General features: G+C 37.8%; 27 protein-coding genes. 2 read left to right on the top strand and 25 right to left on the bottom strand.

Features of this window, described 5'->3' with window-relative positions:
- Positions 1-26: 26 nt before the first annotated feature.
- The 11 genes from MKX78_RS03155 to MKX78_RS03105 form a co-directional block, all read right to left on the bottom strand.
- On the bottom strand, positions 27-683 hold the full coding sequence (locus MKX78_RS03155; protein ID WP_307315248.1) for a GntR family transcriptional regulator: 657 nt from the start codon (positions 681-683) through the stop codon (positions 27-29).
- Positions 664-816 carry a hypothetical protein gene (locus MKX78_RS03150; RefSeq protein ID WP_180317016.1) on the bottom strand — a complete coding sequence of 51 codons (153 nt, stop codon included), beginning with the start codon at positions 814-816 and terminating at the stop codon, positions 664-666. Before MKX78_RS03150 ends, MKX78_RS03155 begins: the two co-directional genes overlap by 20 nt.
- 89 nt (positions 817-905) lie before the next feature.
- The gene (locus tag MKX78_RS03145) at positions 906-1,346 is read right to left on the bottom strand and encodes a GNAT family N-acetyltransferase (RefSeq protein WP_307315254.1); all 441 of its coding nucleotides are present in this window, start codon (positions 1,344-1,346) and stop codon (positions 906-908) included.
- Positions 1,324-1,941, bottom strand: a complete 618-nt coding sequence (locus MKX78_RS03140; protein WP_307315257.1) for a nucleotidyltransferase domain-containing protein — start codon at positions 1,939-1,941, stop codon at positions 1,324-1,326. The genes MKX78_RS03145 and MKX78_RS03140 overlap by 23 nt, the downstream gene beginning before the upstream one ends.
- A 113-nt stretch (positions 1,942-2,054) precedes the next feature.
- Positions 2,055-3,125 (bottom strand): NAD(P)H-dependent flavin oxidoreductase, encoded by a 1,071-nt coding sequence (locus tag MKX78_RS03135; RefSeq protein ID WP_095370676.1) that lies wholly within the window; start codon positions 3,123-3,125, stop codon positions 2,055-2,057.
- 13 nt (positions 3,126-3,138) lie between these two features.
- Positions 3,139-3,690, bottom strand: coding sequence for a thioredoxin family protein (locus tag MKX78_RS03130; protein WP_341049729.1), 552 nt, complete (start codon positions 3,688-3,690; stop codon positions 3,139-3,141).
- 55 nt (positions 3,691-3,745) lie between these two features.
- The gene (locus MKX78_RS03125; protein WP_307315260.1) at positions 3,746-4,195 is read right to left on the bottom strand and encodes a DinB family protein; all 450 of its coding nucleotides are present in this window, start codon (positions 4,193-4,195) and stop codon (positions 3,746-3,748) included.
- A gap of 22 nt (positions 4,196-4,217) precedes the next feature.
- Entirely contained in the window at positions 4,218-4,943 is a 726-nt protein-coding gene (locus tag MKX78_RS03120; RefSeq protein WP_307315263.1) for an MOSC domain-containing protein, read from the bottom strand.
- 116 nt (positions 4,944-5,059) lie between these two features.
- Positions 5,060-6,196 carry an N-methyl-L-tryptophan oxidase gene (gene solA, locus MKX78_RS03115; RefSeq protein WP_307315266.1) on the bottom strand — a complete coding sequence of 379 codons (1,137 nt, stop codon included), beginning with the start codon at positions 6,194-6,196 and terminating at the stop codon, positions 5,060-5,062.
- Positions 6,197-6,433: 237 nt separating this feature from the next.
- Entirely contained in the window at positions 6,434-6,670 is a 237-nt protein-coding gene (locus tag MKX78_RS03110; protein WP_095370681.1) for a hypothetical protein, read from the bottom strand.
- Between the two features lie 207 nt (positions 6,671-6,877).
- On the bottom strand, positions 6,878-7,987 hold the full coding sequence (locus MKX78_RS03105; protein ID WP_307315272.1) for a M24 family metallopeptidase: 1,110 nt from the start codon (positions 7,985-7,987) through the stop codon (positions 6,878-6,880).
- 99 nt (positions 7,988-8,086) lie between these two features.
- On the opposite strand from MKX78_RS03105, the gene MKX78_RS03100 reads away from it, so the two are divergent.
- Positions 8,087-8,629 carry a cupin domain-containing protein gene (locus tag MKX78_RS03100; RefSeq protein ID WP_095370683.1) on the top strand — a complete coding sequence of 181 codons (543 nt, stop codon included), beginning with the start codon at positions 8,087-8,089 and terminating at the stop codon, positions 8,627-8,629.
- Positions 8,630-8,657: 28 nt separating this feature from the next.
- On the top strand, positions 8,658-9,752 hold the full coding sequence (gene eutH / locus MKX78_RS03095) for an ethanolamine utilization protein EutH (protein ID WP_307315278.1): 1,095 nt from the start codon (positions 8,658-8,660) through the stop codon (positions 9,750-9,752).
- Positions 9,753-10,643: 891 nt separating this feature from the next.
- Here the strand turns inward: eutH and gatB are convergent.
- The 14 genes from gatB to aceA all read right to left on the bottom strand — a co-directional run bounded on the left by gatB (position 10,644) and on the right by aceA (position 24,690).
- Complete coding sequence (gene gatB / locus MKX78_RS03090; protein WP_307315281.1) at positions 10,644-12,071, bottom strand: Asp-tRNA(Asn)/Glu-tRNA(Gln) amidotransferase subunit GatB; 1,428 nt, start codon at positions 12,069-12,071, stop codon at positions 10,644-10,646.
- 16 nt (positions 12,072-12,087) lie between these two features.
- On the bottom strand, positions 12,088-13,545 hold the full coding sequence (gene gatA / locus MKX78_RS03085; protein WP_307315283.1) for an Asp-tRNA(Asn)/Glu-tRNA(Gln) amidotransferase subunit GatA: 1,458 nt from the start codon (positions 13,543-13,545) through the stop codon (positions 12,088-12,090).
- Between the two features lie 16 nt (positions 13,546-13,561).
- Entirely contained in the window at positions 13,562-13,852 is a 291-nt protein-coding gene (gatC, locus tag MKX78_RS03080; protein ID WP_095370688.1) for an Asp-tRNA(Asn)/Glu-tRNA(Gln) amidotransferase subunit GatC, read from the bottom strand.
- Between the two features lie 466 nt (positions 13,853-14,318).
- A complete protein-coding gene (locus MKX78_RS03075; RefSeq protein WP_341049718.1) occupies positions 14,319-15,569 on the bottom strand; it encodes a glycosyltransferase family 2 protein in 1,251 nt (416 codons plus the stop codon).
- Entirely contained in the window at positions 15,562-16,344 is a 783-nt protein-coding gene (locus tag MKX78_RS03070; RefSeq protein ID WP_341049716.1) for a hypothetical protein, read from the bottom strand. The genes MKX78_RS03075 and MKX78_RS03070 overlap by 8 nt, the downstream gene beginning before the upstream one ends.
- Before the next feature lie 103 nt (positions 16,345-16,447).
- Entirely contained in the window at positions 16,448-17,017 is a 570-nt protein-coding gene (locus MKX78_RS03065; protein WP_095370691.1) for a hypothetical protein, read from the bottom strand.
- Entirely contained in the window at positions 17,010-17,534 is a 525-nt protein-coding gene (locus MKX78_RS03060; protein ID WP_341049714.1) for a GNAT family N-acetyltransferase, read from the bottom strand. Before MKX78_RS03060 ends, MKX78_RS03065 begins: the two co-directional genes overlap by 8 nt.
- Before the next feature lie 445 nt (positions 17,535-17,979).
- The gene (locus MKX78_RS03055) at positions 17,980-19,335 is read right to left on the bottom strand and encodes a tripartite tricarboxylate transporter permease (protein WP_095370693.1); all 1,356 of its coding nucleotides are present in this window, start codon (positions 19,333-19,335) and stop codon (positions 17,980-17,982) included.
- On the bottom strand, positions 19,332-19,796 hold the full coding sequence (locus tag MKX78_RS03050; RefSeq protein WP_340977725.1) for a hypothetical protein: 465 nt from the start codon (positions 19,794-19,796) through the stop codon (positions 19,332-19,334). Before MKX78_RS03050 ends, MKX78_RS03055 begins: the two co-directional genes overlap by 4 nt.
- A gap of 1 nt (position 19,797) precedes the next feature.
- On the bottom strand, positions 19,798-21,063 hold the full coding sequence (locus MKX78_RS03045) for a hydroxymethylglutaryl-CoA reductase, degradative (RefSeq protein ID WP_095370694.1): 1,266 nt from the start codon (positions 21,061-21,063) through the stop codon (positions 19,798-19,800).
- A gap of 156 nt (positions 21,064-21,219) precedes the next feature.
- Positions 21,220-21,837, bottom strand: a complete 618-nt coding sequence (locus MKX78_RS03040; RefSeq protein WP_233435316.1) for a helix-turn-helix domain-containing protein — start codon at positions 21,835-21,837, stop codon at positions 21,220-21,222.
- A 65-nt stretch (positions 21,838-21,902) separates the two neighbouring features.
- Positions 21,903-22,343 (bottom strand): YueI family protein, encoded by a 441-nt coding sequence (locus tag MKX78_RS03035; protein WP_095370695.1) that lies wholly within the window; start codon positions 22,341-22,343, stop codon positions 21,903-21,905.
- A gap of 254 nt (positions 22,344-22,597) precedes the next feature.
- Positions 22,598-23,167, bottom strand: coding sequence for a hypothetical protein (locus tag MKX78_RS03030; protein ID WP_341049712.1), 570 nt, complete (start codon positions 23,165-23,167; stop codon positions 22,598-22,600).
- Between the two features lie 227 nt (positions 23,168-23,394).
- Positions 23,395-24,690 carry an isocitrate lyase gene (gene aceA, locus MKX78_RS03025; RefSeq protein ID WP_095370697.1) on the bottom strand — a complete coding sequence of 432 codons (1,296 nt, stop codon included), beginning with the start codon at positions 24,688-24,690 and terminating at the stop codon, positions 23,395-23,397.
- Between the last annotated feature and the right edge of the window lie 460 nt (positions 24,691-25,150).

The following is a 25,150-nucleotide window of genomic DNA, read 5'->3' as shown; positions in this document are numbered from 1 at the left end:
TTCCTGAGCAACTGCCCTTCTTTCTATTAATAGGATGATAGATTGGCCATCATTTCAGAATAAAAATGATCAAGATGTCTAACCATAGCCTTTTTTGTGCGATCAATATCTCCTGACCTTAACCCTTCTATGATCAATTGATGTTCATTATAAACCGTTTCGATACTTACTCTTTTATTTAATATATATAACCCATACCAATTTACATAATCTATTAAATTACGAATAATTTGATACAATCTTTCATTGTTTGTTAACTCTGCCAAAAATAAATGAAAGGCAGAATCATGATACATAAATGCGACAGGATCCTCTTTCAATTCAAAAAGTTGCTGGTCCTTTTCCTCTAGTTTATGTAGCATCTCCTGATTTAATAATGGGATTAAAAGTTCAATGACGAGCGCTTCATTCGCTTTTCGCAATTGAAATACTTCATTGACATCTTTACGCTCTATCTCTTTCACTGAAATCCCTTTTCTCGGTAATGATTGTACCCAGCCTTCCATTTCTAACTGTTGAAGTGCTAACTTTAAAGGCGTCCGGCTAATCCCTAGGCTTTCGCTCAAGGTACGTTCATGAATTGTTGAGCCTGGTGCAATATCATGTTGAATAATCGCTCTTTTTATTTCACGATAGGCATGTTCCTTAAAAGAAGGTGGTTGTTCAACCTTTTGAAAAACCATACAATCTCCCCTTTGAAAATTTGGTATCTGCATCTGGTATACCAGATGCCAACCAAGAAAGTATACCAGTTGTTGCAATAAACAACAATAGGTGGTTGTAAAGAATATATGCTTGATATCTTTTTATCATCATTATATATTTCACACCAACTGATTATGACAAGAAAAAGACTCCCCAGATGAGAGTCTCAATAAACAAAATATCTTACTTACCGTAGATTATCATGATTGCTTCCATTCCATTGAAATATTTCTGGGTTGGAATCCCAGTGACTCGTACAATCCAATGGCTGGGTTACCGTGATAAGCTGTTAATCGAAATTCTTTGAACTGTTGTTTTCTTAGCTCCTTCATCGCTGCCATCATTAATTGCCGACCCATTCCTTTTCCTCTATTGTTTTCTTGCACATACAATTCATAAATGAAGCCAATTTCTTGCTCGGTCATTTCGTCTCTTTTTCCACCAAGCAGCACCCATCCCATTATTTCTTCATGTTCTACAGCAACAAGGTATTCTCCTCCGTTACTTCTTATAGATTGAACCATCTCTCTCAGTTTACGCTCTTCCGGTTTAGAACGGTTTAATGTACCTTCATACACTGATTGAACAGATAACTTTAAAATACTTTCTACCTCTTTTTCAGTTGGCTTTCTGATCTCCACTATATTTCTCTCCTTTTCTTGCTGGTTTCCAATGCGTCCATCGTGTTATATCTTGGTCAGCTAACCAATCGTAAAATTGCTCACTATTTATGATTCCATCTTCTAAGACTGCTCGATACACAAAAATGGAAGGGTAGGTTAATTCTCTCTTAGAGAGTTCCTCTTTTATTGATAGGATGTGTGTTCTTGATTCATGTGTTAACGAATATTGCATTTCCTTCACAAGATCCCTAAACAAAGGTCCTTTATGACTTTTTGGAAATAACCACATATCAATTTTCCAAACTTCTAGATTATCATACTTATATAAAATCTTAAAATAGAGACCATTAAATGATTCATTCAGGTAATTGTGATATTTAATATCTACTACTTGTGGGTGGTCAACAATCTCCGCTAACATACTAAACACTTGATTGGCATTAGGTTCATCACAAAAGACTTCGATATCAATATCACAATCGACCATTAAATCATAAGCATAGGCTCCCACTACATATACTTCTCCTATTCGAGACCACCTTTCAAGTAAAGAAAGCTCCTTCAATATTTGTTTAGCGCGCTCTTTTCGTTTCCCTGCTCTTTCTAATAACATCGTAACCTCCAACTATTTCATTTTTAAAAATTATTTGATTTTATTAAATGTAAGAGGTTTTGTCAAGATAAAAAACGCGTGGTCTCATCTCCCACGCGTGAGTAATTTAATCTTTATTCATCATCCAATTGCTGATCCAACCCTGCAACAAGATTATCCATGAGTACTTTTACAGATTGAAGAGTAGCCTTTTGATAACTTTCTCCTGCCCAAAGTGACATGAAGTCAGTCTGATTTTGTTTCGCTGCCACTAATCTTATCGCTTGTGTTAAGTCATTTTGAAGTGGATAAGGTAAGCTAGTTTGGTTTTTCATTTGCTCCATAAAACGGTTGTGAATCCCTCTTGCCCATTTACCCGAAAAGGCTTCTGTCAAGCTTGTTTTCTTATTAGAAGAGACAAGCATTTTCTTATAAGCGGGATGAATACCACTTTCTTCTGTTGCTAAAAAAGCAGTACCTAATTGAACACCCTCAGCTCCTAAGCGAAAGGCAACTTCTGCATCCGAAGCGTCCATTATGCCACCCGCCGCAATGACTGGAATACTGATTTCATCCGTAACTGCTGGAATAAGGTCAACTAACGGAATAAGGGAATCAAGTGCATCACCGATAAAAGTACCACGATGACCGCCTGCTTCTTTCCCTTGTACAACAAGAAGGTCGCAACCTCTCTCTTCCCAGAGAACAGCTTCTTCTACTGATGTCGCTGTACCGATTACTCTTGTTCCTTCTTTTTGTAATTCTTTTATCACTGCTTCTTCTGGAATACCAAATGTGAAACTACATATCGGAACAAAAGATTTCATCACAACTTCTAATTGCTGTTCATAAAATAAGCGGTGATCTTTTCTTGGTAATTGAAGCGGTGCATCAATTTGAAGTTCGTTACGAAATACTTCTAGTGATTCAATCGCCCTTTCTTCTTCTTCTTTTGTGAAAGCGATATCATTCCCAGGTATAAATAAGTTGATGCCAAAAGGGTGATTGGTTTTTTGACGAATATCATGAATCATCGTTTCCATATCCATTGGGCTCATATAACCCGCTCCGATATTTCCGACACCACCATACATAGAGGTTCTACTAATTAAATCAACAGTCGTCGCTCCTCCTGCCATTGGTGCTTGGAATATTGGGTATTTCGCCTTTAACATATCTGTTATTCTATTTTGGTTCCAACTCATTTCCCCTCACCTCTTATTTTAATTTTGCAATAATGCTCTCAGCCACACTATGCCATAAACTTGGATCAGATTGATAGGTTTCTCCAATGCTTTTATAAAGCTCTTTTTGAGCCTGTTCAAAGCTTCGATCTTCCTTAGCAGGTAGGGAGGTTCTTCTCTCCATCACATAATCTTGCAATCTTGGTGCACGTGGGCCCCATACAGCTTGTTCTGCACCTGCTTCATCAATAAATACAAAAATAGGAATTGCTCGTGCTGTTCCGTTTGTTAAGTATTGATCCATTAATTCTAAATTACTATCTCTTAGAACAAACCGTACTTCCATACCGATTTCCTCAGCAATTTTTAATAGAACAGGATTATTAATCATCGCATCGCCACACCAATCCTCAGTAAGGACAATGGCGTGCAGATTTTTTTGCTTGACCTCTTGTAATGCTTCCTTTTCTTCTTCACTAAGTGAAAAACCCTCATAAATGGTAAGCATACCTTCTTTGTTTACTTGCATATGATTTAGATATTGCTCTTTCGTTAAACCCTTTTCAAACCATTCTCTTAATTCCATTTCCTTTGCACATCCCTCTTACGTTTTTATCCAATCATATCATACCATTGAACGATTAAAGTATGGCACTAATTTGCTTCATATGATGTTCGTCATGTGCAGCAAGCCCGATGAGATAATCATATAGGCTTATTTTCTTATTGCCAATGATTAATGGTTTTTGCCAATACGAATCTGGAATTTTAGAGATTCTTTCTATTATTAGTTTTCTTTTTACAAGCAATTCTGCAATGATTGTCTCCTGCGATTGATTTCTTGCTGCTTCCGCGGCTGTTGGATTCATTTCTTCTGCAGAAGGAGCTTTTGGTAGAGGAAGGTGTAATAAAACAAATGGTAGACGCTTTTCTAAAATAAATTCATCCCACGGTATAAAATGACCTACCACTTCAGCGACCGACCATTTTCCTTCATTTATTTCTTTCCGCCAATGGCTTGTTGGGATTGATTCTATAAATTGAATAAACTGTTCATGATGGCGGATCATCGCTTGTTTTTGCGATTGCACTGTATCACCCCTCATCAGTCATTTATAGCCAAATCTCATCACCAAGCTTTACGTTCCCCGTTTGAATCACTTTTGCATAAACACCAAAATGATTATGATTGGTTCTAATAATCTCTTTATGTATGGTAGGTGTCCTTTTTCCATTTTTCGGATCAACAGTAATAATCATACAACGTTCGCAAGCCTTAGTTATCTCTATCACCACTTCTTCTCCTATTTTCATTTGGTTGGAGATCCAATCATGTTCCGAAAATGGCCTATCGTAATCAGTCTGGATAATAAAGTTGGGACGGAAACGCTTCGGATCGATTTCACTTTTTCCAAGTTGCTTACTTAAATATTGTAGTGATGAATGGGTTACTAACAAAAGGGGAGCTTCTTCAATAGCCCCAATGGGTACATAGGATGGCGTAAAAGAATGAAAAGATAAATCCCTTCCACTTTTCAGACGAAGATCTTGCCTCCACCTCTCATCATTCCACCCGTACCTCTCTCCATTTGCTGTATGTATTTGTAACTCCGGGTATGTATCTTCATTTTCCTCACTGACAAAAGTGGCTTGATATGCTGCCATTTCTTGATATTGAGTGATCGTAAGGTATTTTCCTTGTCTACTCCTATCTATAATGACGTGGCTTCGGTCGCCATACACACCGTATGGTAAGACCCTAGTGGACTCAACATTTTCACCACCAAATGACTTGACAGGATAACGTAGTAATGACGAAAGAACACCAATTTTTTGCATGCTCTTACACCTCCTCTATGACCTGGTGTCGAAACTTGAACCTTCTTCTATCCCTCTCCGACATAAATCCTCTTATTTCCCAGGAAAGTATCTGATTAACGACATTTCCCTCATTATTATCGCTTCAATTCAGCAAATCTCTCAATTGTGAAAGGGGAAATATCCACTGACGAAGTTTTTCCTTGGATTAGTTCGCTTAAAACATGACCAACTACACTACTAAATTTAAATCCATGACCGGAAAATCCCGCTGCAATTGCAACATTCTCATATTGAGGATGTTGATCAATAATAAAATGCTCATCTGGTGTCATTGTGTACATACAGGTTTTACCAAATTGTAAATTTGTTTTTTCAGTGAAATATCTCCCTAGAAATGTTGTAAGCTCTCTCTCATCATCCTCATTAAAAGGCTGCACTTCTTGTTTACTCTCTATTCTCTGAACATCTCCATCATGCCTTCCTAGTTTCAATCCTGAACCATCTATACTAGGAAAGCCATAATAATGACCTAATGGCGATTCAAATGTAAAGGCTGGAAACTGTTTCGCCTCATAAACATCCTCTTGTGCTTCATACCAAGCGAAAGTTTTCCGAATCGGATTTAACGGAAGCTGCAAGTCCAGATAACTAAGGATGGAATTTGTGCCAGCTCCTGCTGATACAATTAACGAGTCTCCTGAATAATGACCATCCTGTGTAGCAATATTAACAATTCCTTCTATAATAGATAAGTCAGTAATTACGCTATCATTCACGATTTTAGCACCATAGGACAAAGAAAGTCTCCGGTAAGCCTCAATACAATCTTCACACTTCAAAACCCCAGATGTCGGCTCATGATAAGCAACCATTCCATCATCTAAATGTAATGCACTCCATTTAGTATTGACCGTTTCATGTGTGTAAACATCAAGTGGTAATTGATATTTTTCCGCACTTGTTTTGACCTCCTTCATAAAAAGAGAAGTCTCGCTACCAATATTTAAAACACCTGTTTGTAAAAACAACTCCATTTCGGATTCTTCCTCTACTTCTTCCCATAGTTGTTTAGCCTTTAACAAGAGTGGCACATAAGCATGTCCTTCACCATAAGCATATCTAATGATTCTCGTCTCACCATGATGACTTCCTTTCTGATGAGGTGGCCTATTTGCATCGATAAGCAAAACCTTTTTGCCCTCTTTCGCTAAATAATAACCTGCAGCCATCCCCATCGAACCTGCGCCGATAATAATTGTATCGTAATGCAATTTTTATCCCCTCCAAGATGCTAAACTATAAGTGTTCTTTTATTTAATTTTCTAAATACTATCACCATTAGCCAATATACCACAGGAACGGGAAGACTTTTGTCGAAATTTGTTGCAATTGTTTAACAATCTCTTAAAGGAAGTAGTTTGTGTAGGAAAAATTAACAAAAAAAAGATTGATTCTATAAAATATAAACTCCTCAACAATCAAAGTGTTTTATTTTACAAACCAATCTGTTATTCGAAGAAATCATTAAATGACCATATAATAAGAAAGATACTTACGACACCCCAGGCTACTGTACCTAAAATCCAGTATATAATTGCTTGCATATCTCTATTTCTTTTGTACGCCCCATTTTCACCTTGAGCCACTAGCCTCGCGAGTTTATTCTCCATCCTTTTTTTCATAGAAGCAACTGTGATAAAACCGGAAACAATGATGAATAGAATCATCCAATGCAAAAGGTTCACACCTTCCCTCCGCTTCGTTTTAACCATAATAACATAAACTAGCGAGGTACTCTTATACGTGGATTAAGAAAGGATAAAATATCCAAACGAGATATGTATGGCATTTTAATATAGAAGATCTGCAAGTTATTTCTATAAACTACCTTTTACCATAAGTAAAGTGGTTGTAATCCAAATTATTTCGATAAAAACGATCGTTAAACTAAGTTAAAAACGGTCAATTACTTGCAATGCTGTTGGGAAAGATGTAAGAATTTCGGCCGTTCCTTCTTCGTTTATATAGACGTCTTCTTCAATTCTCACCCCACCAAATCCCGGTATATAAATCCCAGGTTCTACCGTGAAAAGTAAACCTTTTTCAACTAAACGATCGTTCTTTTCATGAATAGAAGGCTCTTCATGAACATCAATACCTAATCCATGGCCCACGCGATTATTAAAATATTGTCCATAGCCTGCCTCTTGGATCACACGGCGAGCTGCTTTATCAATCGAGCCGATTGGGATACCTGCACGAGCTGTTGAAACACCCGAAAGTGTAGCCTGCCTTACAATTTCATAGATATTCTTTTGCTTAGTCGTTGGTTCTCCTAGAACAAAAGTACGTGTGATATCGGAACAATACCCATCCGCAACAACCCCCATATCAATTAAAAGAAAGTCACCTTTTTGGAGCTTGTTCTGATCAGGATGCCCATGTGGTAAAGATGATTTTGCACCTGAGAGGACCGTTGTAGAAAATGAAGGACCATCGGCACCGAACTTTCTCATTAAATAATCAAACTCTGATACCAAATCGAGCTCTGTCATCCCTTTTTCAATTTTCTTCAATCCATTAGCCAGTACTTTTTCAATAATTGTTACTGCATGTAAAACCTTTGTCCGTTCAGCTGGCGTTTTCAGCATTCTTTGGTTTGCTATGAACCTACCTATATCTTGATAATTAAAATGCGGAAAAACGTTTTTAAGTTGTTCTTGTTGATAAAGTGTGATCTCTTTTATTTCCAATCCTACTATTTGATTATTCACTTGGATGACTGATTTTAATTTTTCATATGGATTTTCATCATCACTAATCGGAATAATGTTTTTCACATACGAATGCTCGCTAGCTGCTTCATAGTCTAATGCTGGCACAAATAAGTACTCCTCACTCTTTTGTAGATCAATAACAACCGCCATGAATCTTTCATACGGTTCACTATTAAACCCAGAATAATAGAATATGTTTTTAGGTTGAGTGACGATAGCAAAATCAAGTTTCTGCTCATTTAAATATAACTGTAATTGTTTTAACCTTTTTTGGTAAATACTCATTTTTAATTCCCCCTTTTATAGTATAGGTAAAATTATTATACTATTACTGTATAAAACATGATAAGATAAAAAAGCAAAAAAAGAAAGGATGTCACCTCAATGGATGATATATATAAGAAGATTAAACAACTTCGGTACGAGCAAGGCATGACATTGAAAGAACTAAGTGAGAAAACGGAGCTATCTGTTAGTTTTTTATCACAAATTGAAAGAGGTACCTCTTCATTAGCTATCACTTCTTTAAAAAGGATTGCTGATGCTTTTGGGGTTAAAATGATTCATTTCTTTGAAGAAGATGATGATTTTCATTATGTGATGAAAAAAGAGCACCAACGACCATTTAAAATGGAAAGCTCGGACTCTACATTTATTAAACTAAGTGGTCATTTTCCTGAACGGAAATTGGAACCATTCATCGTAAAGTTAAAACCTCGACAAAAAGATGTTGAACTGGTAAGGCACCCAGGTGAAGAGTTTTTCTATATATTACAGGGGGCACTTATTGTAAGAGTGGAGGATGAGGAATATCATCTAAACGAAGGAGAAACCATACATTTTCCATCAACCGTACCTCATATGTGGGAAAACCCACTCAATCAAGAAACAATCATTATTTCAATTACAACCCCTGCAATTTTCTAATAAACATCATTTCGAATGGAGAAACAAGATGAGCATAAATGATTTGATTATTTTTATTGTTGCCGCTTTCCTTTGTGTCGGTGCACTTGATAAAATATGCGGGAATAAATTAGGACTAGGTGAGCGATTCACTGCAGGAATGATGACGATGGGCTCCCTCGCGTTATCTATGATTGGGATTATTTCTTTAGCACCCGTCATAGCAGCCATTTTAACACCTGTGATTTCTCCCGTTTATGAATTCGTAGGCGCTGACCCAGCAGCGTTCGCCAATACTATTCTCGCCATTGATATGGGGGGCTATTCCCTAGCCACTGAGATGTCCATTAGTGCGGATTCAGAACTTTTCGCTTGGGTCTTCCTTGGCACTATGATGGGACCGACTATCGTATTTACAATCCCTGTTGCCTTAGGACTCATAGAAAAAGAAGACCAACCTTATTTTGCGAGGGGTATTCTAGTGGGACTTATTACTGTACCTTTTGGTTGTTTAGCTGGAGGCCTAGTTGCTGGATTGCCGTTTTTTATGATTATCAAAAACTTGATTCCTACCATTGTATTCTCTTTGCTAATTGCTTGGGGATTATGGAAAAAGCCTGAGAACATGATTCGAGGATTTGCCATCTTCGGTAAATTCATTGAAATCATTGCAATTATTGGTCTTACAGCGATTATATTTGAAACATTAACAGACCTAACACTGATCCCCCATTTAACGCCAATTGAGGAAGGGGTTCAAACAGTCGGTTCGATTGCTATTTTCTTAGCGGGCGCTTTTCCTTTAGTAGCTTTTATTTCGAAATATTTCAGGAAACCACTCAGTAAGGTGGGATCTTGGTTAAAACTAAGTGATAAATCAACAGCTGGGTTGATTGCTTCACTCGCTCATAATATTCCCATGTTGATCATGCTAAAAGATATGGAACCGAGAGGCAAGGTCGTTAATGTTGCTTTTGCTGTAAGCGGAGCCTTTGTTCTAGGAAGTCATTTAGCCTTTGTCGCCGGTATTCAGAAAGAAGTCGTATTTGCCATGATTATTGGCAAGTTAGTGGCAGGCATTAGTGCCGTTTTATTAGCAATGATTGTAAGTAGGGATCTGAAGAAGCAGCATACATTTCGCTAAAGCGCGTCATCCTCTCAACTGATGATAAACTTAAGTGCTAGGGGAATTTTCATATTTGTATAGAGACGGGGATTAATAGTAATTTCTGGTGTTGATAATGGTAGTAAATACAACTGAGTTGTTCGTTTTGGATAGATTATCGTTGAAGATCAGTTTATGTTAGCATGTGTTTTCTTTTTTTTGCAGTGCTTGTATGACAGGAGAGCCTTTATTAGTAGCGGTTCTCTTGGTTGTGTTACTTATATGGCGTGGGAGCCTTTTTTAGTCACGATTCTTCGGGTTGTGCTACTTATATGGCATGGGAGCCTTTTATCAGTCGCGATTCTCTTGGTTGCCCTACTTATCTAGCAAGGAATTCTTTTTTTAGTCACGATTCTTCGGGTTACGCTACTTATATGGCAAGGAATTCTTTTTTTAGTCGCGATTCTCCAGATTACGCTACTTATATAGCACGGAATCCTTTTTTAACTCGCAATTCTCCGGGTTACGCTACTTATATAGCAAGGAATCCTTTTTTTAGTCGCGATTCTCCGGGTTTCCCTACTTATATAGCACGGAATCCTTTTATCAGTCGCGATTCTCTTGGTTGCCCTACTTATTTAACAGCGACTCTTTTATCAGTCGCGATTCTCTTGATTACACTACTTATTTGGCAGCTACCCTTTCTTTAGTATAGATTCTCTATTTGCTTATATCTCAAGCGATTCCATCTATTGACTCCCAAACTCCTGCTATTGAGCTGTACAAAATTTCTATCCGTTAAAATTACTCTTTTCATTTCAGTTTCTGGCACCATTTATACAAAATGTAATGACTTTATTAAATTAATCAACTTTATTGCATTGCAATTACTAAACGAAAAAATCCGAACAATTGTCCGGATTTTTTTGATTAACGCTTTTGTATTTCCTGCATTAATAATTTATTTACGATTTGTGGATTCGCTTGTCCTTTTGTTGCTTTCATCATTTGACCAACAAGGAAGCCGACTGCTTTTTTCTTCCCACTTTTGAAATCATCAATGGATTGTGGGTTATTATCAAGGATTTCAGTAACGATAGCGAGTAGCGCTGATTCATCTGAAATTTGCACTAATCCTTTATCTTCAACGATTTTCTTTGCTTCTCCACCATTCTCAATTAATTCTTTGAAAACAGTTTTAGCAATTTTTGAAGAAATCGTTCCATCTTCAATTAACGCAATCATTCCTGCTAACCCTTCTGCTGTTAGCTTTGTTTCATGGAGTTCGAGCCCTTCTGCATTAAGATAGGCTGATACCTCACCCATGATCCAGTTTGAAGCTTGTTTCGGCTCTGCTCCCGCTGCAACAGTCGCCTCAAAGAAATCCGCTGTTTCCTTTGTTACGGTAAGGACACCTGCATCATAGGCAGGTAAGCCGAACGTATCGATATAACGTGTTTTACGTGCATCTGGTAGTTCAGGAATTTCCGCACGAATACGGGCTTTCCAATCTTCATCAATCACAATATCTAATAAATCCGGCTCTGGGAAGTAACGATAATCGTCAGAACCTTCCTTCACACGCATCAACAATGTTTTCCCAGTAGCTTCATCAAAACGACGTGTCTCTTGTTCAATGACACCACCCTCACGAAGGACTTCTGCTTGGCGCTTCTCTTCGTACTCTAATCCTTTACGAACAAAGTTAAAAGAGTTTAAGTTTTTCAGTTCTGTTTTTGTACCAAATTCCTCCTGGCCGACAGGTCGTAATGAAATATTGGCATCACAACGTAAGGAACCTTCTTCCATCTTACAATCAGAAACACCAGTATATTGTACGATTGATTTTAGCTTCTCTAAATACGCATAGGCTTCATTTGGTGTGCGTATATCCGGCTCAGAGACAATCTCAATTAAAGGTGTTCCTTGACGGTTATAATCGACTAAAGAATACCCTTTGCCATGTGTTAGTTTACCCGCATCTTCTTCTAGATGAATACGCGTAATCCCGATTTTTTTCTTATAGCCATCTACTTCAATCTCAATCCAGCCATGTTCTCCAACCGGTTTGTCGAATTGAGAAATCTGATAGGCCTTTGGATTGTCCGGATAGAAATAGTTTTTACGATCGAATTTCGTCACTGGTGCAATCTCACAGTTTAGGGCCATAGATGCCTTCATCCCGTATTCAACTGCTTTTTTGTTGACTACTGGCAGTACACCTGGGTAACCAAGGTCAACAACAGTTGTGTTTGTATTTGGCTCTGCACCGAAATGGTTCGGACTCGCAGAGAAAATTTTTGAATCTGTTTTTAATTCAACGTGGACTTCAAGTCCGATGACTGTTTCAAATTCCATTATTCCTTGTCCCCCCTTACAGCTCCGGTTTTTGTTTATGGAAATCAGTTGCTTGCTCAAATGCATGGGCAACACGATAAACCGTGCTTTCATCAAAGTGCTTACCGATAATTTGCAACCCTAATGGTAACCCTTCTGAGAATCCACAAGGTACAGAAATACCTGGTACACCAGCAAGGTTCACAGGAATGGTTAAAATATCGTTCGCATACATTGTTAATGGGTCTTTCGTTTTCTCACCGATTTTGAATGCCGGTGTTGGCGTTGTTGGTCCGATAATTACATCATACTTTTCAAAGACGTTTTCAAAATCTTGTTTAATTAGTGTACGAACCTTTTGCGCCTTTTTATAATACGCATCATAATAACCTGAGCTCAGGGCAAATGTACCAAGCATAATACGGCGTTTTACCTCATCACCAAATCCTTCAGAACGAGACTTTTTATAAAGGTCAATTAAGTTCTCTGGATTTTCAGTACGGTAACCGTAACGTACACCGTCAAATCGTGCTAAGTTAGCTGAAGCTTCAGAAGAAGAAAGTAAATAATAGGCTGCAAGTGCATATTTAGAATGCGGAAGGGAAACCTCTTCCCATGTTGCTCCTAATTTTTCTAATACTTTAAGGGAAGCAAGCACCGATTGTTTGACATCTTCTTGCACACCTTCGCCTAAGTATTCTTTCGGAACAGCGATTTTCAATCCTTTCACATCACCGGTTAAGCCTTCAGCAAAATTCGGTACACTCACATTAGCTGAAGTAGAATCCATTGGATCAACGCCAGATATCGCCTGTAAAAGATACGCATTATCTTCAACTGTACGTGTAATTGGTCCCACTTGGTCAAGAGATGAAGCAAACGCCACTAAACCAAAGCGAGATACACGACCATATGTAGGTTTAAGCCCAACAACCCCACAGAAAGATGCTGGCTGACGAATCGAACCACCCGTATCTGATCCTAGTGAAAATAATACTTCTCCTGCCGCAACTGCTGCAGCTGATCCACCAGACGAACCACCAGGAACCGTTTCGATATTCCATGGATTGCGTGTCGCTCTGTAACTTGAGTTTTCATTTGAAGATCCCATAGCGAACTCATCCATGTTTAATTTACCGATCGTAATGGCTTCTGCTTCTTTTAATTTCGAAACAACCGTTGCATCATAGATTGGATCAAAATTATCTAATATTTGACTCGCACAAGTTGTTCTTAAACCTTTTGTGACTAAGTTATCTTTGACACCGATTGGCATCCCGAATAACTGACCTTTTTGTTCGTCCGTTCCCAATTTACTATCGATTTCTTTTGCTACTTGACGTGCATGCTCTTCATCTAATGTTAAGAAGGCTTTTACTTTGTCATCTACTTCAGCAATTCTTTTATAAGATGCGTCGACTAAATCAGTCGCTGAAATCTCTTTTTTATGTAAAAGCTCATGAAGCTCAGACACTTTATGATCAAATAAACTCAAAATGTTTCCCCTCCAACTAATCCATGATTGACGGCACTTTAATATAGCCGCCTTGTGAATCAGGTGCATTCTTCAGAACTTCCTCTTGCGGCAGTCCTTTTGTTGCCTCATCTTCACGTAATACATTGTTCATATCCAACACATGGGAAGTCGGTTCCACATGATCGGTATCTAACTCGTTTAACTCTTCGGCAAACGAGATAATTGCATCTAGCTGATGTTGGAATTGCTCTGCTTCTTCTTCCGTAATCGCTAATCTCGCTAGGTTCGCCACATGCTTAACCTCATCAATTGTAATTCTAGACATATAGACACCTCCAAATTCAAATAAAAATACACAATTATATTGATCATATCAAACTTTCACGCGTTAAAGCAACATGAAGATCTGATCGTTTTCACCACCCTTTATTTTACCACGAGTTCAATAGATCGCCTAATGGACAAATAATAGAAATTGATTTTTGATAAAGGGGTCAAAAAACTTCCAGATAGAGGGGAAGGATTACGTAGTTTGTAGTTTAGTTAGCTATAGAGTAAGATCAATGGCAAAGTAGGGATGAGTGGTTCATAGGGTTGAAGAACCATCAGAGAACCAAGATTTTCTTCAATAATTCTGATTCATTACATGTGACCAACAATTCCCCCTTGGACGCACTCACCTCTGCGTCTTCATTTGCAACCAGTAATTCTTATCAGGCCCCAAGCATTTATCTCTACCACAACTCGACAATAAAAGTGAACCACATCCATATAAAAAAGATGAAGCCATTTTATGCTGCTTCATCTTTCTCGTCTGCTTTAAAGCGTGTTGTTTTATCCCATCCTATCGTTAAGCCTCTCACACGATGATAAAGATAAATCGCAAACGCGCGAATAAGTAAGATGACGAATAGTTGGGCATACGTAAAATACATAATTGCCCCAACAAATAGGCTTGTTAGCGAGAGCTGTTGATTTACTGCTAAACTGCTTATAATTTGGATGGAGTATACCACATAGCTCATTAACCAAATCATCAATAAAGGGGCTGCCATTTCGGGAAAATTAATACCGAATAAGCTACCGACAAAAATAACATTTGAAGTAATTAAGAAAAATATAAATACAAAATAGGTTAAAAGATGTTGCAAACTATGGAAGAAAGTTTTACCTTTCCAAAAATGAATATCCTTGAAGCTCTTCTCTAGTAAATAAAGATTACCAATGAGCCATCTTGTTCTTTGTTTTAAAAAGGTTTGAAGATTCTCTGGTTCCTGTTCCCACGTTTGTGCATATGGAACAATCGGTAATACGTATCCCTTCTGGGTAATTCGTATCGTCAACTCTGCATCTTCCGCAAGTGCATACGGGTCATACCCCTCTAGCTCTTCAATGACAGAACGTCTTAAAAGCATATTAGTTCCCGGTAAAGAGCCAAGGTTAAACAATTTCCACCTACCGCTTTGCATTGTCAATTGAAATACTTGAAACTCTATTGAAATCATCCGCGTGAGCAAATTTTTATTTTGATTAAGGGTACGAACTACTCCGACAGCTCCGGCTGCATTCTCTGTTTGTTCTGCTATTTCTACTAGCTTTGTCACAGCATCCGAGTCTGGCTGATTATCCGCATCGTACACAAGAAAATAATCAGATTGGCTAATACTCAATCCATAATTAAGCACTCTCGACTTTCCCTTGGGTTCGCCAGGCGGGACCTTAATATAGTGAATACGCGAAAAGTTTTCTGCAAAACTTCTAGCCACTGCCGCTGTTTGATCTATCGACTGGTCGTCTAATAAGAATACATCAAGATGACCAGGATACCTTAATTTCATCATAGCATTCAGCGTATCCTCAAGAATTAACCCTTCATTATGAGCAGGGATTAAAATAGCAACAGAAGGATATTTCAAAAGAGGTCTACGCTTTCTTTCTCTTTCCCTTTTATAATGCAAAACACCAGAGACTAATAAAATCGAATAATAAAAAAGCAAAAACCAAAAGAAAGCCATAATCAAGAGTAACACGACCTTAAACATTCGACTTCTCCTCCAGCAACATCTGATAGACCTCGTCAAAATCGACTATAGCATAATCGCGAAAGTGGATAGGTGGCTGAATCATGTTCATTTGCAGACGTAAATTACTTAATAGTCTGTTTTGAAATTTAATGACGCCTTCTTCATTCGTATTTTGCAAGAAAATAATGAAAGACGCACCTTCACTCATAAAGAAATCGAAATCACTCCGAATGGTTTCTTCTATTACATTTTGTACTAAGCCTTGCCAAGCTTTTTGCGTCACTCCATTACTTAAAACAGATACCTTTAATAGGAAACCTGTTTCATTCCTTCTATTCATTCCCCGCAATGTTATTTTGCTACGTTCATAAAACTCCTGTTTTGTAAGCATTAGCCCGTCTGAGTCCATATATTTTCTTAAAGCAACCGTTTCCGCTAATAATTCTTTCATGCGGATGTCCATACTTAAAAAGCTATGCCTGATAAAAAGGAGAGGGACAACAGATAATACATAAGATATAAATAAAGAAATCAATTGCATCTGATTAAAAACCGTTTGTAAATAACTGAAATAACATAATAGAAAACCATATAACACAGTGAGTGCACTTATAACTATATAAGACCATTTTGGTGAAAGGAAAAGTATAACCATAACACTAGCTAGTAGAACTGCCCAATGGAAAAAAAAGACCTCAAGAGATGAGGAGTGAATGGCGATCGCAAATAATAAGAAATTTCCTATCATAAAGAGAAACAATAATAAAGAGAAGTTAGCTTTCCGAATAATCATCCCATAGCCTCCGTGATCAAACTCAAACTTCTCTCATCATACTCGATTGTCTTACGATTTTCATTGCATAATCTTTGGTAAACCTTTATTTCACAACAGTTAATCAATCTTCCCAATAAAAATGCGCGTCAAAGACTTTGTATGGCGGTTCACTGAGTATTGTTGGGATGTCTATCTGAAAATCTAAATACTGATCTACATCTGCTTTTGTCAAAATAACATAATGATATGCTTCTACGATTTTTTTTATTGCCCAAATTTGTTTACTCCATGTCTCAGATGGCCATTCACATACAGTATGACTTGCTAAAAAGTCGCTACTTCCACTACTACCATGTCTCGTCATTTCACCTTTACCCATAATAACTACGGGCGCTAACCTTGAAATATATAACCATAAACCCTTCATAGATACTTCACCATTTGCTAATACTTCTTCCTCTTCCTTTTTCCAGAGAAACACACTAACATACGAGGCAAATCCACTGCCATAATGGTCAAAATCTGCTTCATACAACAACCCTTTTAATCCACCTATCTCTCCTACCAAATGGGAGATGTATTGTTCCATCTCGGTATCACCACCTTGTATAAAAGGGTAGAAATCACCCACTCGCTTTCCTTGAATAACCTTTTTTAAAAAATTTTCCGTAAGTAACGTCCTTTTATCCATTACTCTCATTCCTCCGCCCCATTAAGATCGTAGAATAATAGATATCGCCTATTTTTTTATCATCCTTTAATTCTCCTTCTACGATAAAACCAAGTCGTTCATACAGTGCAATCGCCTTTTTATTTGTTTCTAATACTTGCAGCGTTACTTTTCTAATCCCTTTTTGATCTGCCCATTGCAACATTACTTGAATAAGACTTTTTCCTATAGATTGTCCCCAATATTGTTTTTTCACAGCAACACCAAACTCCAATCGATGTGAAGTCCTCTTTAATTTGCCCCCTTTAGCTCTTAGGAAACCCACAAGGTGACCTTTGACTTCTGCTACTAAAAATATACTATTCTTTTCAACTGACTCAGATCGTATCATCTCTTCAAAATCTGCCGTACTTAAAAAATCTTCTCCTCGTTCCCTGTCAAAGTTATCCGTCTCACCGTCCACAATCAACCTTAACTGAGATAATTGTTCCGCATCCATCACTGTCGCTTTACGAATATGAAAAATTCTCGTTTCCATTCATTTTCTTCCTTTCTACCACTTTTGCAAACCTATACCAAAGTTGTAACGCTTCCTCTAAACCACTTGTACGGTCACAACAAAATTATCTTCTAACAATTCAGTACTATCTTCATGTACAACTAAGTGTAAAGTTTTCTCATCGGTTTTAAAAACATTTAACTTATCTAGATATTAAAAACGAATGAATTACATTAGAAAAATAATTGGAAGCATCCATTTCATCCTCATTCGCTTGAAAAGGATCTCTTATTTGTATGTAATCAGCAGGCATTTACTCGTTTTAGCCTAATTGACAGCATCCCTTCAGCCATATCCGCAATCTGGCTCCTCACTTTTTGCTGACGGAGACATTTTCTTATCACCATTAAAAAGAGACCGTATGCATACGGTCCCCTCTCCCGACTTTCTATCCATTTCTTCATTTTCATAAAAAAATCCTTTCTTAAAAACCAAATAAAACACTAATTAACCAGGCTGATGCATAAAATACCATAAACTGAACGCCTGAACCAATTCCGAGGATTTTATTCAAAAGCCCCCCAATTGCAGCCATTGTAAAGGTGAGTACGATACCGACTAATCCTGCTTCGTGAAAAGCCAATAAACAGGCTAAACCAATAAACATAGCAACGATTGCCTCTTGACTAATAAAGCGCATGACCAAAACGGTTGCCTTTCTCGCGTAATTCATTGAAAACGGATAAGCAATTAGAGTGGCAATGATAAGACCAATCGCTCCATATAAAAGAAAATCTAAAGGATCTAGGTAATTATGGAGATTATTAACCGGATCACTTGTAAACACTGGTGGTGCATTAAATAACGGCGATGCTGGTCCTAATGCAACAGGACTCAACGGAATACCAAATGCTATTAAAGGAATGATTGCTTCGGCAATATAGGTTGACTCTGTGACTCCATTCATTGTGGTTAAACTGGACGTTGATTTTTTATAAATCCCTTTCGATCTCGAACCCACAATTTCCCCCATTAAGGAAGTCATTCCTACAGGGCTAAATACAAATGTCAAAGAAGAAATAAAGCTTGTACCAGTCGTTTGCATCGTTTGCCTTTTTGTCAGTATTTTAAATGGATTAGGAAAAAATCCTGCCCATGATTTATTATCTGGTGCCAAATGATACTCTTTAGGACGATCTCTTTGAATGGTCTGTCGTGCATTTCCTGACAGTGCAAACAAAATATCAGTAAACATTGGACCAATGGCAATTCCTAAAAAGAAACTAATGGTTAAATGCTTATCTAATATGCTAAAACTTAATACATCTAAACTTTTAATAAAAAAAGCTAACGGGATAATCATCAAAACACTTACCCATTTTCCTTTTGAGAAAAAAGCAATTAAAATGGCCGCTAACGTAAAAATCAATCCTGAAGCTGATTTGAAAAAGTCAGCAAATTGTCCAAGGAATTGTCCTAATAAGACGGCTGTCGGTAAGGCGATAAAAGCACCAATCACACCACCCGATACCATTTTCCTTAATGCAATATGAGGCATCCCTAGCCTTCTTAAAGCAGAGGCATGATCAATTAATGGGACAGCAGTTGTATCTCCCGGAATACCCATTAACGCGGTAGGAACGGCATGAGTTAAGTGTTTGGCAAGTACAGCTGCCATAAAAAAGGCAAACACAGCTGCCGGGGGAGCTCCTAACAAGATAACTAATAAGGTAAATGGCACCATTATAGCCGTTTCATCTGTTCCAGAGATTAACCCAATTAAAGAAAATAGAATAGCACCAATTAAAGCTAAGCAAATAGATATGAGGAGAATACTCATTTCTTATCGTCCTCCCCAATTGTCCTAAACTTATCGAGAACGCCAAGTGCTTCCATTTCTTTTCTCGTAACAGGATCTTCTTCAATTAATAAATATTCTTCCTTTGGATCTAACTGCATATCTTTAAAAATCTCTTCCATACTTTCAAGAGAAGTTTCTTCTTCTGTCAGCACTCTACTAGGTTTAAATATAAAGGCACATAAAGCAAGTGATAATACACTACCGCCAATACCAAGCAATAAAGAATACGACGATACCATCTTTTCGCTGGCAAACAGAGGAAATAATCTTTCCCCTAAAAGGTATCCACTTAAACTAAGAATGATACTTATAATAATTGCTAGAATAATATTACGAGGTAAAACTGTATCACCTAATATTTCAAGATATTTAGGTGCTTCATTTATTTTATCTAGTTCTATGTTTTGCTTCCCCTTATCCACATGTAAATTAGGAGCCATATTAAATCCTCCCTTGTATCTCTTTTGTTAATTGTAGGATTCGATCAAACCTTACATCTTTTTCCTTTACTGCTTCAGCAACGACTCGACCAATCTCATCCCCTGTTGCACCAGCCATAACAGCTAAGTTTTTTGCATGAAGGGCCATATGACCTTTTTGAATGCCATCAGTTGCTAAAGCTCTCATCGCAGCTAGATTCTGCGCTAAACCAACGGATGCAATACAACAAGCTAACTCTTCTGCTGATTGAATATCTAATATTTTTAAATTTACTTTGGCAACCGGATGAGTCTTTGTAGCTCCACCAATAATGCCAACAGGCATCGGAAGTTCAATAGATCCAACTAAGTCACCTGCTCGATTTTCTTCCCATTTCGTAAGAGAACGATATTGCCCTGTTACTGCAGCGAAAGCATGGGCGCCGGCCTCAACTGCCCTTGTATCATTCCCAGTCGCGAGTACAACGGCAGATATACCATTCATAATTCCTTTATTATGTGTAGCCGCTCGATAAGGATCAGCATCTGCAAACTCGTAAGCGTTTACAATCTTTCGCACAACTTCTTCTCCACCAAGTAGATCCTTTGAAAATACCGCATGAGCTCTAGCTAATCGTCTGTCAGCCAAGTTAGAAATAATTCTAAGAAGCGCTTTTCCTGAAGTAATATTCTCTATCAATGGAGCAATTGATTCCGCCATTGTATTGACAGCATTCGCCCCCATTGCATCCTTTGTATCTACTAATAAATGAACCACAAGTAAAACCTCATTCACCGTTTGGATAATCTTTACCTCTATGTCTATTGCGCCTCCACCAATAGCTACTAGAGTTGGATCCTTTTCGTTGCATATTTTCAAAATTTCTGATTTCTTATCATACACCCTTAATCTTGCAGCATATGGATCTTCAACACCTATAACTTGTATCTGACCAATCATTACCGATCCACTTAATGATGCAAAAAAACCACCTTTATCATAGGATGCCTTCGCTGCATTACTTGCGGCAGCGACTACGGAAGGCTCTTCAGTTGCCATCGGTATAAAAGTGTCCTTACCATTAATTTTAAAATTCGTTGCTACCCCAACAGGAATTGAAATTGAACCTAACACATTTTCAATCATGGCATCTGCCGTACTAATAGAAAGGGGTTGTTTGCCAATAAGTATTTCCTTATCTTCCTCTGTCAAATGACACGCTTCTGATATTATTTGAAGTCTCTCCTCAACCGAAAATCGATGAAAACCAGATAGACGACTATTCATTCCATTCACTCCTTAGTACTTTTATTTAATATCATTCAACTAAGTTGAATGATATTAAATAAAATATTACACCCCCTTTCTGTAAAAGTAAATAAAAAATCTGAAAATTATAAAGGGTTTTGGAATCTCTTGAGAAGATCATCCAAAACCCTACTATTATCTTTCATCTGCTTGTATAAAAATGGTTAATACTTTTGCTTCCTTTTTTTCTACTGGTAAAAACACATGTGGAATGGTACCAGCAAAATACGCACTATCACCTTCATGTAATAAGTATTTTTCTCCATCATAAGAGAGATAAATTGAACCTTTTAATATGTATATAAATTCGTCTTCTAAATGTGTGTATGGACCTTCTTTAGCTGAGTCCTCCAAAACCGTCACAACAACTGGATCAATCTTACTGAACGGAGATCGATTAGCTAATGTTTCATATAGATAGCCCATTTCCTTATTGCCAACCTTTGTCGTGCGGCTTTGACTCGGGGATAGCACTAAATTTTTGCTTTCATTTTCTTCAAGCACCCAAGATAAGGGAATATCTAGTTGATTAGATATTTTTAACAAAGTTGCCACAGCAGATGCTGTTTGACCATTCTCTATTTTAGAAATTAGACTTTTCGTTAGCCCACATTTTTCTGCTAAATCTTGTTGTGTCATTTGCTTGTTTAATCTAGCTTGCTTAACTCTCTTACCTATTTGCCTTAACTCGATTAGAAACCTCTCCCTCATATCTTTTAATAAAATTATATAATGAGGTTTGGATGGTTTCAAATAAAGTTTCATTCTTTTCAACAAAGTTGAATTAGAAAAAGGCCGTTATCCCACGACCTTTCCCTTTATTTTCTAAATATTTTTTTCATCCACTGTTTAAATCCAGCCTCAGTTTGATTCGCTTCTTTATAAACCTTACTTTGTTCTTGCACATAAATGTCATCTTGATCAATGGCATAATCATATGCGAGAACAAGACCAAGGTCCGAGTTGTAGTCCTTGTTCGTGACAATGGTAAATGACATATGCTGTTCAGACGCTAGTTTGGCATACTTCGATATGTCACGATAAGCAATATGACCATTTAAATATACGCGTGCTTGTTTATTTTTTGTCATCGCTTCTTTTACTTCTTTCATGATACCCGGTTTCCTTACTTGCGCCTGTGTCAAAGCGATAACGGTTCTTTCTCTCAATGTGCCCAGAAATTTTCTACGTTCATCTGGCTTCGTTTCTTTTTTTCCATAAATTCCTTGTGTAATATAATCATCAACCTTCTCAGCCATACCGTTATTACCTCCACCTCATCAATCAAACGTTTGATTAATGGATATGTTCGTTTTAGTATACGTGCCCATTGACTTGAACTCAACTCTTTCACTTAAGCGTATGAAAATTTGGGCAAAAGGTGATTAGTGGACCTGTAATTATTTACTTTTCTTTGGAGGACTTTGAATCGTAGTACAATCAGTCGTGAGAGGAACAAAAATGTACATTATCGATTATTATAGACTGGACAAAAACATCCTAGAAAATATGCTTAATTGGATTTCGTTGTCCACTCAGGTTTGGTTTTTCTTTTGAGTGACTTGCTAATCTCGTTTGCTGCGCACTCAGCTTCCGGTTTTTTTCTGAGCGACTCGCTAACCTCGTTTGCTACGCACTCAGCTCCGGTTTCCCTTCTGAGTGACTTGCTAATCACCTTTGCTACGCGCTCAGCTTCCGGTTTCTTTCTGAGTGACTCGCTAATTACTTTTGCTTCTCTCTCATATCTACTTTTCCTCTTGAGCGACTTACTAACCACTTTTGCTACGCGCTCATTTCCTCTTTTCCTTCTGAGTGACTTGCTAACCACTTTTGCTACGCGCTCAACTTCCGGTTTCCTTCTGAGTGACTTGCTAACCACTTTTGCTACGCGCTCAACTTCCGGTTTCCTTTTGAGTGACTCGCTAATTACTTTTGCTAAGCGCTCAGCTCCGGCTTTTCTTTTGAGTGACTCGCTAACCACTTTTGCTACGCACTCATATCCTCTTTTCCTTCTGAGTGACTCGCTAATCACTTTTGCTACGCGCTCATATCTACTTTTCCTCTTGAGCGACTTACTAACCACTTTTGCTACGCACTCAACTTCCGGTTTCCTTCTGAGTGACTCGCTAACCTCTTTTGCTACTCTCTCAGCTCCACTTTTCCTTCTGTGTGACTCGCAATCCCTATTTCTTTCCGCCCTAACGGCATTAGATTACTTTTGTAGCCACCTTCTCCTTTACACAAAAAAGACCTCCCCATCTAAAATAGGGAGGCAAAAAATTGGAGTTATTATTAGGGCAATACAAAAAATTACACTTGAACTTCTTCATCCTTCGTAAACTGTTCTTCTTCGGTTGAGCCTTTTAGTGCGGTTGTGGATGATGTACCACCTGTAATAGTCATGGAAACTTGGTCGAAATAACCTGTTCCTACTTCACGTTGATGTCTTGTTGCCGTGTAACCATCTGCTTCACTAGTAAATTCACGTTGTTGAAGTTCAGAGTAAGCTGCCATTCCACGATCCTTATAACCTAGTGCAAGTTCAAACATGCTGTGATTTAATGAGTGGAAACCAGCTAATGTCACGAATTGGAATTTGTAACCCATTTTTCCTAACTCAACTTGGAATTTAGCAATCGTTTCTTGATCCAATTTCTTCTTCCAGTTAAATGAAGGTGAGCAGTTGTACGCTAGTAGTTTACCAGGGAACTTCTCGTGAATAGCATCTGCAAATGCTTTTGCTTCTTCTAAGCTTGGCTCTGATGTTTCGCACCAGATAAGATCAGCATATGGTGCATAAGCAAGTCCTCTTGCAATTGCTTGATCTAAGCCTGCTTTGGTCCGGTAAAACCCTTCCGGTGTTCTATCCCCAGTAATAAAAGCGGCATCATATGGATCAACATCACTAGTAATTAAATCAGCGGCATTCGCATCGGTTCTTGCAATGACTAGTGTGGGTACACCCATCACGTCTGCTGCTAATCTAGCAGATATTAAGTTTTTCACTGCCGTTTGTGTAGGAAGTAATACTTTCCCTCCAAGGTGTCCACATTTTTTCTCCGAGGATAATTGATCTTCAAAATGGACCCCAGCTGCACCTGACTCAATCATGCCTTTCATGAGTTCATACACATTCAGCTGTCCACCAAAACCAGCCTCTGCATCCGCTACAATTGGCGCAAACCAATCAATTGATTCATCTTGTTCCATATGGTGAATTTGATCCGCTCTTTGTAGTGCTTGATTAATACGTTTCACTACATTTGGTACACTATTCGCTGGATATAAACTTTGGTCTGGGTACATTTGTCCAGAAAGGTTCGCATCAGCAGCAACTTGCCACCCGCTTAAATAAATCGCCTTCAACCCCGCTTTTACCTGCTGTACCGCTTGATTGCCTGTTAATGCACCTAAAGCATTTATGAAATCTTCCTCATTAATGAGCTTCCATAACTTCTCAGCCCCTCTCCGAGCAAGCGTATATTCGATATCAATTGATCCTCTTAGTTTAATAACCTCTTCTGCAGAATAAGGTCTTTCAATCCCCATCCAACGTGAATCATTTGCCCAAGCCTCTTGTAATTGTTTAACTCTTTCATTCGCCATCTGTTAAATCCTCCCTTTAATCATTTGAATAAAAAACCCGTCTTTATTGTTGTATTACAATAACCTCTTAACAATTTGTATTATATAACAGACAATCCGTTATTGGAACTGTTTTATTCAAAATAATCTGATATTATTTTCGACAAATATCGACAACAACGATCAAAACATTGATATACCAATGTTTTCAAAGGGATTATAATTTGAGATTGTTATAATACAGATTAAAAAACATTCAAAATTACAAACTAGAAAACTTTCATTTGTTTGGAATTAGTTCTATTTTTAATGAAGAGTTGAAGTTGCTAATGAGGAGTCTTGAGGGTTTTGCTCTTTTGACTGTAGGAGATTCTTTAAGGATAGCGAAGCAAACCTCTTTTGCTTTGCTATTTTTCTTTCAATTTGTATGAGTAAACTCGCTCTGCTCGGGTATCTTTCCGGTTTCTGCAGATTTGCACGC

Origin of the sequence: Cytobacillus sp. FSL R5-0569 (assembly GCF_038007265.1) — a bacterium.
Taxonomy (GTDB): Bacteria; Bacillota; Bacilli; order Bacillales; family Cytobacillaceae; genus Cytobacillus; species Cytobacillus kochii.
Note: the sequence above shows the minus strand (reverse complement) of the source record. Positions and strands in the feature narration are given on the sequence as shown.

Bases quoted from the DNA above. Each gene is read 5' to 3' on its own strand.
- MKX78_RS03050 (WP_340977725.1), bottom strand. From the start codon at position 19,796: ATGGCTCCTAATTTACATGTGGATAAGGGGAAGCAAAACATAGAACTA.
- gatB (WP_307315281.1), bottom strand. From the start codon at position 12,071: ATGGAATTTGAAACAGTCATCGGACTTGAAGTCCACGTTGAATTAAAA.
- MKX78_RS03150 (WP_180317016.1), bottom strand. From the start codon at position 816: ATGATGATAAAAAGATATCAAGCATATATTCTTTACAACCACCTATTG.
- MKX78_RS03100 (WP_095370683.1), top strand. From the start codon at position 8,087: ATGGATGATATATATAAGAAGATTAAACAACTTCGGTACGAGCAAGGC.
- MKX78_RS03060 (WP_341049714.1), bottom strand. From the start codon at position 17,534: ATGGAAACGAGAATTTTTCATATTCGTAAAGCGACAGTGATGGATGCG.
- MKX78_RS03055 (WP_095370693.1), bottom strand. From the start codon at position 19,335: ATGAGTATTCTCCTCATATCTATTTGCTTAGCTTTAATTGGTGCTATT.
- MKX78_RS03155 (WP_307315248.1), bottom strand. From the start codon at position 683: ATGGTTTTTCAAAAGGTTGAACAACCACCTTCTTTTAAGGAACATGCC.
- MKX78_RS03065 (WP_095370691.1), bottom strand. From the start codon at position 17,017: ATGGATAAAAGGACGTTACTTACGGAAAATTTTTTAAAAAAGGTTATT.
- MKX78_RS03045 (WP_095370694.1), bottom strand. From the start codon at position 21,063: ATGAATAGTCGTCTATCTGGTTTTCATCGATTTTCGGTTGAGGAGAGA.
- MKX78_RS03105 (WP_307315272.1), bottom strand. From the start codon at position 7,987: ATGAGTATTTACCAAAAAAGGTTAAAACAATTACAGTTATATTTAAAT.
- MKX78_RS03035 (WP_095370695.1), bottom strand. From the start codon at position 22,343: ATGGCTGAGAAGGTTGATGATTATATTACACAAGGAATTTATGGAAAA.
- MKX78_RS03130 (WP_341049729.1), bottom strand. From the start codon at position 3,690: ATGGAATTAAGAGAATGGTTTGAAAAGGGTTTAACGAAAGAGCAATAT.
- aceA (WP_095370697.1), bottom strand. From the start codon at position 24,690: ATGGCGAATGAAAGAGTTAAACAATTACAAGAGGCTTGGGCAAATGAT.
- MKX78_RS03120 (WP_307315263.1), bottom strand. From the start codon at position 4,943: ATGCAAAAAATTGGTGTTCTTTCGTCATTACTACGTTATCCTGTCAAG.
- MKX78_RS03070 (WP_341049716.1), bottom strand. From the start codon at position 16,344: ATGATTATTCGGAAAGCTAACTTCTCTTTATTATTGTTTCTCTTTATG.
- MKX78_RS03140 (WP_307315257.1), bottom strand. From the start codon at position 1,941: ATGTTATTAGAAAGAGCAGGGAAACGAAAAGAGCGCGCTAAACAAATA.
- MKX78_RS03075 (WP_341049718.1), bottom strand. From the start codon at position 15,569: ATGTTTAAGGTCGTGTTACTCTTGATTATGGCTTTCTTTTGGTTTTTG.
- gatC (WP_095370688.1), bottom strand. From the start codon at position 13,852: ATGTCTAGAATTACAATTGATGAGGTTAAGCATGTGGCGAACCTAGCG.
- MKX78_RS03135 (WP_095370676.1), bottom strand. From the start codon at position 3,125: ATGAGTTGGAACCAAAATAGAATAACAGATATGTTAAAGGCGAAATAC.
- eutH (WP_307315278.1), top strand. From the start codon at position 8,658: ATGAGCATAAATGATTTGATTATTTTTATTGTTGCCGCTTTCCTTTGT.